Genomic DNA, 13,773 nt, shown 5'->3' with positions numbered 1-13,773 from the left:
TCGGAGGACGGGGCCGGCGCCGCCCCGGGGCCGGCCCCGTCCTCCGCTCGCCGCCGCACACAGGCATGGGAGCAGCGATGGTGATGCGATGGGAAACGTTCCTGGACCAGGTCAAGGAACGCGGCGAGTACAAGACCACCGAGGAAGCCGAGCGGGCGGCCCGCACGGTACTGGCGCTGCTGGGCGCGCACCTGGTGGGCGAGGTGAGGGCGGAACTGGCCGCCCGACTACCGGAGAATCTGGCCCTCGTCCTGCTCAATCCGCTCCAGGCGCGCGAGCCGCTGTCCGCCGAGCGCTTCGTACGGGCCACCGCGGCCTGGATCGAGGGGGCCACGGAACAGACCGCGGCCTGGGACGTGAGCGCCGTGCTCAGCGTGGCCGCGGACGCGGCGGGCGACGAACTCACCCGCAGCATCCTGCTCCAGCTCCCGGCGGGCTACGACCTGCTGTTCGGCCACCCCCAGCCCGTCTGACCCCACGGCCGGCCCACAGCAGGCCACACCCGCTCTTGCCTGACCCCGGGCGACACCGGCAGCCGGCGCGAGGGCCGCGCCGCCGGTGCCGCCACCACCTCACCCGAGAAAGGCAACCCCGTCAGCGATGATTCCCCAGCAGCAGCCGTGCCGGTCCACCACGGGCATGACATTCGAGCAGATGCTGGAACAAGTGCGCTACGAAGGCGCCTATGCCACCCGCGCCCAAGCCGAGCAGGCCGTGCGCGCTGTGCTGGCCGCCTTCGGGCGCGCGCTCACCGGCGATGAGCGCGTGGAGCTCGCCGCCCGGCTGCCGCACGAGGCCGCCGTCATCTTCTCCTCCCAGATCCCCGCCACCGAAGCCCTCACCGGCTGGGGCTTCGTCAAGGACCTGGCGACCCGCACCGGCGGCACACCGGCCACCACCCGCTGGGACACCGGTACCGTCCTGCGTGTCGTGGCCCACCTCGCCGGCGAGGAACTCCTCGACCGCATCCTCGCCCGGCTCCCCTCCGGCTACGCCCTGCTGTTCGGCCGCGCCGAGCTCACCCGGGCGGCCTGACGCACAGCGCGGCGCACACGGTCCGCGGCGCACACGGTCACCGTCGCTCCAACGCGGCCAGCCGCAGCTCAAGCTGGTCGACCCGGTGCCGTAGCAGGGTGACCTGGGCTTCCAGGCTCACTTCTCGCTCCGCCCTGCGCTGAATGCGCGGTGACGTGGCGGCCCGCTCGATCACCGCGTCCAACTGGACCAGACGCTGCGGGCCGTTCGGGCCGTCCACCAGCCGAGACCGGATCTCGCCGTTGCGGTACCACGACCGCAGGGCCGAGCGGGAGACGCCGGTCTCGGCCTCCGCCTTGGCCAGCGTGACCCACGGGGTCTCGTCCAGCTGCTCGAACAACTCCAGCTCGTTCCGCCAGCGCGCGAGCCGGTCCTCCCAGTCCGACGGTGTCTCCATCACACCCTCCCTTCAGCACGGTGACCCTGTCAATAACAGTGTATTGACAGGGTTGGGACCATGGAAGCATGACATTTGAAAGGTTCACGGGGAAAGCCCGCCAGGCGGTCGTCGCGGCCCAGGAGCAGGCGAGGCTGCTCAAGCACCTCCACATCGGCACCGAGCACCTCCTGCTGGGGCTGCTCGACGTGCCGGACAGCACGGCGGCGAAGGTTCTGCACCGGCTCGGGTACGACAAGGAGGCGGCGCAGGCCGATGTCGCCGCGCTGGTCCCGCCCGGCACGCGGCAGCTGAGCGGCCATATCCCGTTCGAGTCGCGCGCGACGAAGACGCTGGAACTCGCCCTGCGCGAGGCGCAGCAGCTGCACCACCACGACGTCGGTACCGAACACATCCTGCTCGCCCTGGTCAGGGAGGGGGAGGGCGCCGGCGCGAAGGTGCTCGCCGGGCGGATCAATCCGATCAGCAAGATCCGTGCCGCGGTGCTGGCATCGGTGGTGCAGGGGCCGCAGGACGTCGCGGCCGGCCCATGGCCGGCCGGCACGCCCGCCGCCGAGGACACCGTGTCCGCCGCCGGCGCGCTGGCCGGCGGCGCACCGGTCGGCAGCCATCACCTCCTCGAGGCGATGCTGCGGGCGGAGAACAGCATGGCGGCCCGGGTGCTGCGCGAACTCGGGGTCGACCCGGCCGCGGTCGCCGCCAAGATCGACGAACTGGACCCGGAGACGACCACGGACGCGAACCCGGAGGAAGCCGCCGCGCGCAAGATGGAAATCCGGGTGGTCGACGACGAGGTGCACCTGATCCTCCGGGACCCGACGACGGTCACGATCGCCAAGGAGGTCGCCGAGCTGTGCGGCGGCCCGGTCCAGGGCGTCGGACCGGTCGCCGGCCTGTTCGTCCCGCTGTGGCGGTCGACCAACCAGCTGCTGCTGCAGCTGAGGGGCATGCTCGAACCGGAACCCGAAGAAGACGACGGATCCGCCGCGAGCAAGGTGGCCAAGGTCGTGCGCACGGTCCTCGCACCCCGGCTCCGCCGGTGAACCGGCTTGCCATCGTCGGAGCCGGCCTGGGCGGCCTGGCCCTTGCCAGGGTGCTGCACGTGAACGGCATCGACGCCGTCGTGTACGAACGTGAGGCGTCGCGGGGTGCGCGCGGTCAGGGCGGCATGCTCGACATCCACTCCGGCCAGCGGGCGCTGCGCGAGGCCGGTCTGATCGAGCAGTTCTACGCGATCGCCCGTGGTGAAGGCCAGGACATGCGTCTCCTAGAGCCGGACGGCACCCTGCTGCTCCAGGAGGACACACCCGACGACGCGCCGCTCGACCGACCCGAGGTCGACCGCGCCGATCTGCGCGACCTGCTGCTGGACTCCCTCCCCGAGGACATGGTGCGCTGGGGGCACGCGTTCAGATCCGCCGACAACGGCCTGCTGCGCTTCGCCGACGGCAGCAGTGCGCCGTATGACCTGCTGGTCGGCGCGGACGGCGCGCAGTCCCGGGTCCGCGCGCTGCTCACCGACGCCCGCCCGGCGCATACCGGCCACAACGTCGTCGAGATCGGCATCCCCGACATCGACCGCACGCACCCCGACCTCGCGGCGATGGTCGGGCGCGGCACCTACTGGGTGCTCGGCGGCGGAATATCCCTGGCGGCGCAGCGCAACGGCGACGGCCGCGTGCGTATCGGCGTCAGCTTCTACAACACCGCCGAGGACTGGTTCGCCACCAGCGGGATCCCGCTCGACGACCCGGCCGCCGCCCGGGCACGGCTGATCGACCTGCTCCCCGGCTGGCACCCACGGTTCACCGAGCTGATCGCGGCCTGCGACGACATGGTCGTGCCGCGGTCGATCAGCACGCTCCCGCTCGGCCTGACCTGGCCGTCGACGCCAGGCGTCACGCTGCTCGGCGATGCCGCGCACCTGATGCCGCCGGTGGGAGAGGGCGCCAACATGGCGCTGCTCGACGGCGCCCTGCTCGCTCTCGCGCTGGCCGCGCACCCGGACGACTTTCCCGCCGCCGTCAAGGAATACGAACGCGAGATGTTCGAACGCACCAGCGCTGCCGCCCGGATGTCCGCGGACATGCAGGAACTGCTGAGGTCGCCGGACGCCGCCCGGAAAATGCTGGCGTTCTTCCGACCCGGCTGAACGCATGAACGTGACAGGAGCGGAGCAGGGTGCAGCGGTGCAGGAACGCCCTGCCCGAGCAGCCGACCCGCCGCACGAAGGAACTCCCCGGTGCGAAATACTCTCCCGATGAGTTCACGGACTTCCCCGGTCAGCCAGCCGATCACGATACGGAGGGCTGTCGCGCGGGATGCCAAACGGCTCACGCGGCTCGTGCGTGGCTCAGGCGCCTACGAGGGCAAGTACGCAGCCGCAGTCGCGGGCTACCGGGTCGGTCCTGATTACATCGAGGCCCACCGCGCCTTTGTGGCCGTCGGCGCCGACGAGCACGAAGGCAGGGTCCTCGGGTTCTACTCGCTCGTCCTCGCTCCACCGGAGCTCGACCTGCTGTTCGTCGCCGACGACGTGCAAGGACGGGGTATTGGACGGCTGCTCGTCGCGCACATGCGGTGCGAGGCCCGTGCCGCCGGGATCGACCGTCTCAAGGTCGTGTCGCACCTTCCCGCCGCGGACTTCTACCACCGCGTCGGCGCGGTGCGGACCGGGACCGCGTTCGCGAACCCGCCCGCCGTGCCGTGGGACCGTCCCGAATTCGAGTTTCGCATTTCTTCGGAATGACGCGGTGTGCCGGTCTGCGGGACACCGGCTTCGCCCGCACGACGGCCGGCTTCAGGAGCCGCTGGACGCCGCGCGCTCCGTGGGTGCCGTGGCGGGCGTAGAAGCGGCCGACGTGGTCGGCGAAGAGCAGCTGCGAGTCGTTCAGGAGAGCCCGGACGCCCTGAGGACCGCCTGCGCGGTGTCGTCGTCGATCCGGTGACCGAGTCGCTCCAGCACGTCCGCCCCTTGGCGCAGTGTCCCTCGCTCGACAGAGCGGCGTACGCCCGTGTCGAGTTCGTGCCAGATCAGCGGGTTCGCGGTGAGGACGCGGGGGTCGAGTTCCAGGCGGGCGCCGTACGCGTCCCGCAGGACGAGATGCGAGGAGACGCCGTCGTACTGCCATACCGTCGTCAGCGCGTCCGTGCGCACCATGCACCGGCGCCAGGGTGTGCGTACCACCAGCCAGCCGGGACCCGCGGACACCTGCGGCGGCAGCAGGACGGCGCCTACAGCGGTCGACAGAGTGGCCCACAGCACGGCGCGCAGGAGCGTCAGGCTTCCGGCGTCCCAGTCAACCAGCAGGGTCATGGCGCAGAAGACCAGGGCGCAGCTCACCGCGAACCGGGCGCCGCCACGCCAGTGGCGGTCGCCGGCCGGGTCTGTTGGTCCGCTCCGTCGCACACCGCCGACGCTAGGTCGCTGAGCGACGCCCGGCGACGGCCGCTGACGGGACCCTGACGCCTTGCGGGCGGATCTTGACGGGATCCTGACGCCTCAGCCCGTGTGGACCCGTGGGCGGCGGGCGCGGTCCGGTTCCGCCTCGCGCAGGACCTCGCGGGTGACCGGGGCGACCTCGCCCTGGCCGAAGAGGAAGAAGCGCAGGAAGTTGGCGAAGGGCGTGCCCTCGGTCCACTCGAAGTACATGTGCGGGATGCAGCCGGTGGAGTCGCGGACGTGGAGGAGGAGGGCCGCCAGGGCGTTCGGGATGGAGGAGGATTCCAGGGTCAGGACGCGGTAGCGGTTGTGCAGGACCTCGCCGCGGACCGTCAGGCCCGCCTCGAACTCGGAGGGGTCGGTGACCGTCACCTCGACGAAGACGAAGTCCTCCTGCTCCGGCATGTCGTTGTCCGCCCGGATCTGCTCGATCTTGTCGCGGTACTCGGCTTTGTCCCGGCGGTCGGGCTCGTTGGCGATGAACCGTATCTTGCGGCTGGCCATGTCCCGGATGAAACGTTCCGCCATGTCGTCGAGGGTCACGCTGGTCACGCGCAGTTCGAAGGCGCGGGCCAGGCGGGAGAGGAGGGAGACGAGGATGATGCCGGCGATGAAGCAGGCGCCGATCTTGACGCCGTCGGGGCGCTCGATGACGTTCGCGACCGTCACGTACAGGAGGACCGCCGAGACCACCGCGAAGGCGATGGTCCAGTTGCGCTGTCCCGCCTTGCGGGCGGCGATGGTCACGGCGATCGCGGCGGAGGACATCAGGACCAGGACGCCGGTGGCGTAGGCGCCGCCCTGGGCGTCGACGTCGGCGTCGAAGATCCAGGTGACCAGGAAGGCGACCAGGGTGAAGACGATGACCATGGGGCGCACGGCGCGGGCCCAGTGCGGGGCCATGCCGTAGCGGGGGAGGTAGCGGGGCATCAGGTTGAGCAGCCCGGCCATGGCGGAGGCGCCGGCGAACCAGAGGATCGCGATGGTCGAGACGTCGTAGACCGTGCCGAAGGCGTTGCCCAGGTACTCGTGGGAGAGGTAGGCGAGGGCGCGGCCGTTGGCCTGGCCGCCGGGCTCGAACTCCTTCTCCGGGATCAGCCAGGTGGTGATGAAGCTGGTGGCGATCAGAAACACGCTCATGATCAGCGCGGCGGCCGTCAGCAGCTTCTTGGTGTCCCGGATCCGGCCCTTCGGCTGTTCCTCGGTGTCGCCTGGGTCCCCCCGGACGTGCGGCATCACGGCGACGCCGGTCTCGAAGCCGGAGAGGCCCAGAGCGAGCTTCGGGAAGACCAGCAGGGAGACGCCGATCATCGCGAAGATGTTGCCGTGCTCGGCGGTCAGGGCGTTGGTCCAGTCGGTGACGACGTGCCCTTCGGTGAACACATGCCACATGCCGACCAGCACGACCACGATGTTCAGCCCGAGATAGGCCACCACCAGGGCGACCGCCACCCCGATCGCCTCCAGGAAGCCCTTGAGGAACACCGCGCCGAGCAGGGCGACGAGCGCGAGGGTGATGATCATCTGCTTGCCGTGCAGTGCACTCTCCAGGTGCGGGTTCTCGACCAGGTGGGTGGAGGCGTCGGCGGCCGACAGGGTGATGGTGATCAGGAAGTCGGTGGCGGCGAAGCCCAGCAGGGTCAGGACGAACAGCTTGCCCTTCCAGAAGGACAGCAGCCGCTCCAGCATGGCGATCGAGCCCTCGCCGTGCGGGCTCTCCTCGGCCACCCGCCGGTAGACCGGCAGGGCGCCCGCCAGGGTGACGATGACGAGCACGATGGTCGCCACGGGGGAGAGCAGACCGGCCGCGAGCGCGGCGATGCCCGGCTGGTAGCCGAGGGTGGAGAAGTAGTCGACGCCGGTCAGGCACATGACCCGGTACCAGCGCTGGCCCTTGTGTGGAGGTTCCGGCTCGGCGTGCGGCCCCGTGTGGCCCCCGGGCTTGCCCATGTCGGACAGGCCCTGCAGCATCCACGTGCGCATGCGGCTGGGAGGCGGGTGTTCGGCGGTGGCCATCGACGTGCTCTCCTGACGTGCGGCTCAGCGTGCGGTCCGGTCCGGGCCATCACGCGGACGGCGGCACCAGCGTAAGCAGAGAGTGACGTACGGGCCTGGGGGTGAGTCGCCCGATGGCGTCAAGGTTCCGTTAAGAGCGGCCCGGTGATCGCCGGAAACACATCAAAACGGTGAGGTCTCCTGTGTGTGGGCGGGGACTGCGCCATACGGGGGTGAGGGGCGGTGGATCAGAGGCGGACACCCAGTGTCATGTCAGGACGAGGTCGACTTCGTCGTCGGGGCGTTCTCCAAGTCCTTCGCCACGAGGAGGTCGCCCAGCGGCTGTGGGACGGGCTGGAGGCGCGCGGTCACCGCACCATGGGAGACGTGGTCTGCCCCGTCGTCCCACCTGCGCCGTCAAGGTCTCGTCAAACAAGCCTGAGGAAGCGTCAGGAGGGCGTCAACGCCAGCCGCTGGTGGCCGATTCCGGTCGCAGACTGAGCGGCACGAGAGACGGGCGCACCGTCCGTGGCGTGACCTTGGGGGGCTCGTGACGATCACGGCCGGAACCGCGCGCAGTCCTGAAGCGGAGACGCACCCATCTGCCGCCCCGCCCGGGACGACCTCCGGGCCAGAGCCCCAGAAGAGGTCGCGGCCCGGCAGTCCGGGGCACCGCCTCCCTCACAGGGCCGTCGCCGCGTGGGCCGCTCTGCGCCGCCGCTACTGGGCCACCCTCCCCGCACGGCTGCGGCTCCTGCGCGCGGCCACGTTCTCGCTCACCACCGCGCTCGCTCTGCTGCTCCTGCTGGCCGGACTCGCCGCCACCGGCACCTGGGACACCGTCGCGGGGCGCGACGCGCCCCGCACCACCAGCGCCGCCGACCTCGACCTCGCCCTCAACGACATGGACGCCCAGGCCTCCAACATCCTGTTGGCCGGCGGCGACGGAGGCAGAGGGCGCCTGACGACGCCGTACGACAAGGCCGTCGGCTTCTACGGCACCGCCCGCCGCGAGATCGGGCACGACCTGCGCACCCTCGCCGTCGCCGCGCAGGGCAACAGGGCCGACGAGAAGACCGTCGAGGACCTCACCGACGCCTTCGCCGAGTACCAGGAACTGATCGGCCGCGCGCTGGAGAACGACGACCGTGTCGGTGGCAAGGCATCGGCGCTCGTCGACCACCGCCGGGCGACGGACCTCCTGCAGGGCAAGCTCCTGCCCGCGTCCCGCACCCTGGTGTCCTCCAACGACAGCGCCTTCGACGCCGAATACGACACCGCCCGTGCCACCCTGTCCGCCGAGCTCGCGGCCGCCGTGGCGCTCGGGATCCTGCTGCTCGCCGTACTTGGCGTCCTGCAGTGGCACCTGGCCCGCCGCTTCCGGCGGATCCTCAACCCGGGCGTCCTCGCGGCCACGGTCTGCACCCTGCTCGCGGTGATCCTCGGCACGCAGATGCTGTCCGCCTCCGCCGAGCACCTGCGCGGCGCCCGCCGTGACGCCTTCGACTCCGTCGTGGCCCTGTCCCGCGCCCGCGCGATCGCCTACGACGCCAACGCCGACGAGAGCCGCTACCTCCTCGACCCCGCCCGCCGCGACCAGTACGCGCGCTCCTTCCTCGCCAAGTCCCAACAGCTGTACGGCCTGAAGGACGCGACCCTGTCGACGTACGACTCCGGACTCGCCACGACCTGGCAGGCGTACGAGTCCGACCACCACGACCTGCGCTTCACGGGCGAGTTCCGGCGCGAACTGGACAACATCACCTTCCCCGGTGAGCGGACGGCGGCGGAGAAGACGATGGAGACGTACGCCGTCTACCAGCGCGACGACCGGAGGATCCGCGCGCTGGTGGCGGCGGGGAAGGAGCGGGAGGCCACCGAGTTCTGCATGGACTGGAAGCCCGGCACCTCCAATGCGCACTTCGCCGCCTGGATGACGGCGCTGGACAAGGTGACGGACATCAACCGGGACCACTTCGCGTCGTCCGTCCAGGCGGGCCGATCGGCGGTGAGCGGTCTGCTGCCGTGGGCGGGCGGTCTGCTGCTCGGCGCGATGCTCCTGACCGTGCTGGGGCTGCGGCCGAGGCTGGCAGAGTTCCGCTGAGCACTGCCGCTCAGACGTCTGCCAGTCGTGCCTCCTCCAGGTCGAGGGAGCGCTGGAGCCTTCTCCGTGTGGTGTCGCTGATGGTCTGCTCGTCGTAGAGGCGTTGCAGCTCCAGGGCTTCGACGGCGATCAGGTCCCGGCGCAGCTGGCGGTAGATCAGGTCGGCGGACTCGACGGGGGCCGTGGCGCCGTGGTCGTCGGTGAGGCGGTCGCGGGCGTCGTCGAGGCGGGCGGTGAGTCCACGGCGGAGACGGTCGAGGACGACGTCCGGTACGGCTTCGAGTTCGGAGAGCTCGTCGAGGCGCCGTATGCCCGCGTCGGCCAGCCGGCAGCGGGCGGAGGCTTCCTCGCGCTCGGTGTGATCGGGCTCCAGGGCGATGCCCGAGCGACGCACGACCGGGGCGAGGGTGAACCCCTGGACGACAAGGGTGACGACCACGACCGACGTGGTCAGGACGAGGACCAACGGGCGGTCCGCCAGGGCGGTGCCGTTCTGCGTGTTCTCCGGGATGGACAATGCTGCCGCCAATGGCACCACGCCTCGGGTGCCCGCCCAGGTCAGGACCAGCGGCACCCGCCAGTTCGTCCGCCGGCCGCCGCCCTGGCGCTGGACCACGGCCGACAGCGGCGCCAGCCACAGCAGTCGTACGGCGATCAGGGTCGCCGCCACCGCCAGCGCGTACAGCGGCCAGGCGCGGTCGCCGTCGGCCAGCGCCCGCACCTGCGCGGGCAGCGCCAGCCCGATGAGGCTGAAGACCACGCTCTCCAGCAGGAACACCACGGTGCCGTAGACGGCGTGGAGTTGGAGGCGAATGCGGGCGTTGGTGAGGCGGTCGCCGCGGCCGCCGAGCACGACGCCCGCCACCACTACCGACGTGACGCCGGAGGTGTGGGCGGCCTCCGCGAGGACGTAGGCCGCGTACGGGGTGACCAGGGAGATCACCGTCTCCAGCACCGGGTCCTCGGTGCGTCGGCGGATCAGCGCGACCACCCCGGCGACCGCCGCGCCGATGACCGTTCCACCGCCCGCCAGCAGCAGGAACTCGCCGCCCGCCGCGCCCCAGCCGGCCGCCGCTGTGGCCACGGCGACGCTCACCGCCACACGGAAGAGGACCAGAGAGGTGGCGTCGTTGAAGAGGCTCTCCGCCTGTACCAGGACCTGCACCTTCGGAGGCAGGGCGAGGCGTCTGCCGAGCGCGGTCACCGCCACCGGGTCCGTGCTGGCCAGCACCGCGCCCAGCACGAACGCCATCTGCCACGACAGGGGCGTCACCAGTGACGCAACCCAACCGACTGCGGCGGCCGAGGCCAGCACCAGGCCGATCGAGAGGATCCCGACCGGTTTCCAGACGGCCTTCAGCTCGCGCCAGGACAGTTCCTCGGCGCTGGCGTACAGCAGGGGCGGCAGGACGACGAGGCCGATGATCTCGGGGCTGATCTCGATCTGAGGCGTGCCCGGCAGCAGCGCCACGGCGAGGCCGGCGACCACGAGAAGGGACGGCGCGGGAATGCGCCACCGGCGGGCGAAGGTCGCCACGATGGTGGCCAGGATGACCAGTGCCAGAACCGTACCGACGCCGCGCATGCCGTCTCCCTGGGGCTACAAAGGGAGCCGCCTTGGCTCCCCCGCCGACCAGACTTCCCGGCACACCGCTGTCACCCTATCCGGCCACGGCACGTCAAGGCAGTGTCAAGCTCCCCGTGATCAGCGCCAAGAAAGCGCTAACGGGCGCCCCTTACGGTGCCCGGAGGCGCTTCGGTAGGAGAAGTAACCGGTCTCCTGAGGGAGTTGAGTCAGTGAGCGGAGCGCGTCGACGGCGATGAGTGACGTACGGCCCGGACAGCTGAAGGTCTATCTCGGGGCTGCCCCGGGGGTGGGCAAGACCTACCGGATGCTCGACGAGGGGCGGCGGCGTGCCGCTCGCGGGGCGGATGTGGTGGTGGGGTTCGCCGAGTGCCACGGGCGGCCGCACACCGAGGCGATGCTGGACGGCCTGGAGGTCGTCCCCCGCGCCCGCTGTTCCTACCGAGGCGGGCAGTTCGAGGAGATGGATCTCGCCGCCGTGCTGGTCCGGCGCCCGCAGGTCGCGATCATCGACGAGCTCGCCCACAGCAATGTGCCCGGTGACGGCCGCAACGCCAAGCGATGGCAGGACATCGAGGAGGTGCTCGCCGCCGGAATCGACGTCATCACGGCGTTGAACATCCAGCACCTGGAGTCCCTCAACGACGTCGTCGAGAAGATCACGCACGTCCCCCAGCACGAGACCGTGCCGGACGAGGTCGTACGGCGCGCGGACCAGGTGGAGCTGGTCGACATGCCTCCGGAGGGGCTGCGGCGGCGGCTGGCGCACGGCAACGTCTACACCCCCGAGAAGGTCGACGCGGCCCTCGCCAACTACTTCCGTCCCGGCAACCTGACCGCCCTGCGCCAGCTGGCGCTGCTGTGGGTGGCCGACCGGGTCGACGAGGCGCTGCTGGACTACCGCTCGCAGCACGGCATCGGCGGCGTGTGGGAGACGCGGGAACGGGTCGTCGTCGCGCTGACCGGCGGGCCGGAGGGGGACACGCTGATCCGGCGGGCCGCCCGGATCGCCGCCCGGTCGGCCGGAGGTGATCTGCTCGCCGTACACGTCGCCCGCAGCGACGGCCTCGCCGCCGGAGTCTCGCACGCCTCACTGACCCGGCAGCGGCGGCTCGTGGAGGACCTCGGCGGCAGTTACCACTCCGTGGTCGGCGACGACATCGCCACCACGCTGGTGGAGTTCGCCCGCGCCGAGAACGCCACCCAGCTGGTCCTTGGCACCAGTCGCCGAGGCCGGCTGGAGCGGTTCCTGACCGGTCCGGGCACGGGGGAGACCGTGACGGCGCTGTCCGGCGACATCGACGTCCACCGGGTCACCCACGAGCGCGCAGGGCGCGGCACGCTGTTGCCGTCCCGCCGCCGCACGCTGTCGAGGGCCCGGCTGATCGCGGGCCCGGTGGCGGGGCTGGTGTTGCCGGTGCTGCTGACGGCCGCCCTCGCGCAGGTACGTGGGACGGTGAACCTGACCAGCGAGGCGCTGCTGTTCCTGCTCGCGGTGGTGGGAGTGGCCTGCATAGGCGGGGTCGTGTCGGCGCTGATCGCGTCGGTGACGGCGTCCCTGCTGCTGAACTACTGGTTCATCCCGCCGATCGGCTCCTTCACACTGGAGGATGCGAACGCTCTGTTGGCCCTGGGCGTTTTCGCGGTCGTCGCCGCCACCGTGGCCGCCGTCGTCGACCGCTCCCTGCGCCTGTCGCGCCGCTCGGCCCGGGCCACCGCCGAGGCCGAGACCATGTCGTCGCTGGCCGGCAGCATCGTCCGCGGCGACGCGACGATCCCGGCCCTGCTGGAACGTACGCGGGAGACCTTCGGCATGGACTCGGTGGAACTGGCCGACGAGCCGCCCGATACCGAGGGTCTCACCGCCGTGCCGGCCGGACCGGGCGCGTACCTGGTGCTGCGCGGCCGGACCCTGTCCTCCTCGGAGCGGCGGGTGCTGGCCGCCTTCGCCGCACATGTCGGGTCCGCGGTCGAGCGGGCCCGGCTGGCCGAGGCGGCGGCCGAGGTGGAGCCGGTGAAAGCCGCCGACCGGATGCGTACAGCGCTGCTGCGGGCCGTCGGCCACGACCTGCGTACCCCGCTCGCCGCGGGCTGGGCGGCCGTCACCTCGCTGCGCAGCCGGGACGTGGAGTTCTCGCCAGAGGACCGGGACGAACTCCTCGCCACCGCCGACGAGTCCATGGCCAAGCTCAGTCGGCTGGTGGAGAACCTCCTCGACCTCAGCCGTCTGGAGGCGGGGGCGCTCACGCTGAACCTGCGGTCCACGAGCCTGGAGGAGGTCCTGCCCATGGCCCTCGCGGACGTCCCGGACGCCGTCGCGGTGGCGGACGTCGAGGACATTCCGGCAGTGCTGGCCGATCCGCCGCTGCTGGAGCGGGTGATCGCCAACCTGGTCGGCAACGCGGCCCGTCACACCCCACCGGGGCGGAAGGTGCTGGTCACGGCGAGCGCGCTGGCGGGCCGGGTGGAGGTGCGCGTCGTGGACCGAGGCCCCGGGCTCCCGCAGACCGGCCGGGACCGGCTCTTCCAACCGTTCCAGCGGCTCGGCGACATCGACAACACCACCGGCCTCGGCCTCGGGCTCGCCCTCGCCCGTGGCCTGACCGAGGCGATGAACGGCACCCTCGTCCCCGAGGACACACCGGGCGGTGGCCTGACGATGGTCGTGTCGCTGCCGTTCGCTGAACAGACCGAACACGTCACTCCAAGCCGGAGGCTTTGAACACCGCGTGGGCGGTCTCGCGGTCGATGCGCCGGGAGAGGCGGCGCAGGGCAGTGGCACCGCACAACAGGGTGCCGCCGGCCGCCGACTTCTGCGCGCCCGCGTCGAGCCGCAGCCACACATGGGGGTTCTTCACCAGGACTTCAGGGTCGATCTCCACGCGCCCGCCGAACGCGTCCCGCAGCACGAGCCGTTGGGAGACGCCGTCCAAGCAGCGGACGGACACCAGCAGATCCGTACGGACACGGCGTTCGCGCAGCAGCCGTCGCGAGGCCAGCCAGCCTTCGCCCGCAGACACGCGGGCGGGATACAGCACCAGGAGGAGCAGCAGCGCCAGGGTGAGCCACAGGGCGCCGCGGCGGAGCGTGAAGCGATCCGTGCCCCAGTCGACGAGGAGGAGGACAGCGAACAGCGCGCCGGCACAGCGGATCGAGTCCCGTACGTCCTTTGCCCAGCGGAGGTCGTGCGCCGCGTCCCCGGATTCCATAGGGGC

The 13,773-nt window shown here is 71.3% G+C and carries 12 protein-coding genes; 7 read left to right on the top strand and 5 right to left on the bottom strand.

The window, feature by feature from the left end:
- The first annotated feature begins 77 nt into the window (after positions 1-77).
- Positions 78-473, top strand: coding sequence for a DUF2267 domain-containing protein (locus ACZ5SK_RS17970; protein ID WP_334575914.1), 396 nt, complete (start codon positions 78-80; stop codon positions 471-473).
- Between the two features lie 127 nt (positions 474-600).
- Complete coding sequence (locus ACZ5SK_RS17965; protein WP_334575912.1) at positions 601-1,035, top strand: DUF2267 domain-containing protein; 435 nt, start codon at positions 601-603, stop codon at positions 1,033-1,035.
- Positions 1,036-1,072: 37 nt separating this feature from the next.
- On the opposite strand, the gene ACZ5SK_RS17960 is transcribed toward ACZ5SK_RS17965, so the two are convergent.
- On the bottom strand, positions 1,073-1,432 hold the full coding sequence (locus ACZ5SK_RS17960; protein ID WP_334575910.1) for an excisionase: 360 nt from the start codon (positions 1,430-1,432) through the stop codon (positions 1,073-1,075).
- Positions 1,433-1,500: 68 nt separating this feature from the next.
- Between ACZ5SK_RS17960 and ACZ5SK_RS17955 the strand changes: the two genes are divergently transcribed.
- From ACZ5SK_RS17955 to ACZ5SK_RS17945, 3 genes are all read left to right on the top strand, one after another.
- Positions 1,501-2,475, top strand: coding sequence for a Clp protease N-terminal domain-containing protein (locus ACZ5SK_RS17955; RefSeq protein WP_334575909.1), 975 nt, complete (start codon positions 1,501-1,503; stop codon positions 2,473-2,475).
- Complete coding sequence (locus tag ACZ5SK_RS17950) at positions 2,472-3,584, top strand: FAD-dependent oxidoreductase (RefSeq protein WP_468576270.1); 1,113 nt, start codon at positions 2,472-2,474, stop codon at positions 3,582-3,584. The genes ACZ5SK_RS17955 and ACZ5SK_RS17950 overlap by 4 nt, the downstream gene beginning before the upstream one ends.
- Positions 3,585-3,692: 108 nt before the next feature.
- Positions 3,693-4,181 carry a GNAT family N-acetyltransferase gene (locus ACZ5SK_RS17945; RefSeq protein ID WP_361707464.1) on the top strand — a complete coding sequence of 163 codons (489 nt, stop codon included), beginning with the start codon at positions 3,693-3,695 and terminating at the stop codon, positions 4,179-4,181.
- A gap of 141 nt (positions 4,182-4,322) precedes the next feature.
- On the opposite strand, the gene ACZ5SK_RS17940 is transcribed toward ACZ5SK_RS17945, so the two are convergent.
- Together ACZ5SK_RS17940 and ACZ5SK_RS17935 are read right to left on the bottom strand one after the other, a co-directional pair.
- Positions 4,323-4,841 (bottom strand): hypothetical protein, encoded by a 519-nt coding sequence (locus ACZ5SK_RS17940; protein ID WP_457493758.1) that lies wholly within the window; start codon positions 4,839-4,841, stop codon positions 4,323-4,325.
- 93 nt (positions 4,842-4,934) lie between these two features.
- The gene (locus tag ACZ5SK_RS17935; RefSeq protein WP_334575903.1) at positions 4,935-6,890 is read right to left on the bottom strand and encodes an APC family permease; all 1,956 of its coding nucleotides are present in this window, start codon (positions 6,888-6,890) and stop codon (positions 4,935-4,937) included.
- A gap of 529 nt (positions 6,891-7,419) precedes the next feature.
- Between ACZ5SK_RS17935 and ACZ5SK_RS17930 the strand changes: the two genes are divergently transcribed.
- Positions 7,420-8,973, top strand: a complete 1,554-nt coding sequence (locus ACZ5SK_RS17930) for a hypothetical protein (protein ID WP_361707863.1) — start codon at positions 7,420-7,422, stop codon at positions 8,971-8,973.
- Between the two features lie 10 nt (positions 8,974-8,983).
- Here the strand turns inward: ACZ5SK_RS17930 and ACZ5SK_RS17925 are convergent, their stop codons facing one another.
- Positions 8,984-10,558, bottom strand: coding sequence for a Na+/H+ antiporter (locus ACZ5SK_RS17925; protein ID WP_361707860.1), 1,575 nt, complete (start codon positions 10,556-10,558; stop codon positions 8,984-8,986).
- A gap of 235 nt (positions 10,559-10,793) precedes the next feature.
- On the opposite strand from ACZ5SK_RS17925, the gene ACZ5SK_RS17920 reads away from it, so the two are divergent.
- A complete protein-coding gene (locus ACZ5SK_RS17920) occupies positions 10,794-13,280 on the top strand; it encodes a sensor histidine kinase (RefSeq protein ID WP_468418547.1) in 2,487 nt (828 codons plus the stop codon).
- Here ACZ5SK_RS17920 and ACZ5SK_RS17915 read toward each other — a convergent pair.
- Positions 13,258-13,767, bottom strand: a complete 510-nt coding sequence (locus tag ACZ5SK_RS17915) for a hypothetical protein (protein WP_468418548.1) — start codon at positions 13,765-13,767, stop codon at positions 13,258-13,260. The two genes, ACZ5SK_RS17920 and ACZ5SK_RS17915, sit on opposite strands and share 23 nt — an antisense overlap.
- Positions 13,768-13,773: the final 6 nt, after the last annotated feature.

This window comes from Streptomyces sp. NPDC031474, from assembly GCF_055581185.1.
This window is presented reverse-complemented; position numbering and strand designations above follow the sequence as displayed.

What these genes read in the sequence shown, in the direction of transcription:
- ACZ5SK_RS17970 (WP_334575914.1), top strand. Translation starts at nt 78, where the DNA reads ATGGTGATGCGATGGGAAACGTTCCTGGACCAGGTCAAGGAACGCGGC.
- ACZ5SK_RS17965 (WP_334575912.1), top strand. Translation starts at nt 601, where the DNA reads ATGATTCCCCAGCAGCAGCCGTGCCGGTCCACCACGGGCATGACATTC.
- ACZ5SK_RS17960 (WP_334575910.1), bottom strand. Translation starts at nt 1,432, where the DNA reads ATGGAGACACCGTCGGACTGGGAGGACCGGCTCGCGCGCTGGCGGAAC.
- ACZ5SK_RS17955 (WP_334575909.1), top strand. Translation starts at nt 1,501, where the DNA reads ATGACATTTGAAAGGTTCACGGGGAAAGCCCGCCAGGCGGTCGTCGCG.
- ACZ5SK_RS17945 (WP_361707464.1), top strand. Translation starts at nt 3,693, where the DNA reads ATGAGTTCACGGACTTCCCCGGTCAGCCAGCCGATCACGATACGGAGG.
- ACZ5SK_RS17935 (WP_334575903.1), bottom strand. Translation starts at nt 6,890, where the DNA reads ATGGCCACCGCCGAACACCCGCCTCCCAGCCGCATGCGCACGTGGATG.
- ACZ5SK_RS17925 (WP_361707860.1), bottom strand. Translation starts at nt 10,558, where the DNA reads ATGCGCGGCGTCGGTACGGTTCTGGCACTGGTCATCCTGGCCACCATC.
- ACZ5SK_RS17920 (WP_468418547.1), top strand. Translation starts at nt 10,794, where the DNA reads ATGAGTGACGTACGGCCCGGACAGCTGAAGGTCTATCTCGGGGCTGCC.
- ACZ5SK_RS17915 (WP_468418548.1), bottom strand. Translation starts at nt 13,767, where the DNA reads ATGGAATCCGGGGACGCGGCGCACGACCTCCGCTGGGCAAAGGACGTA.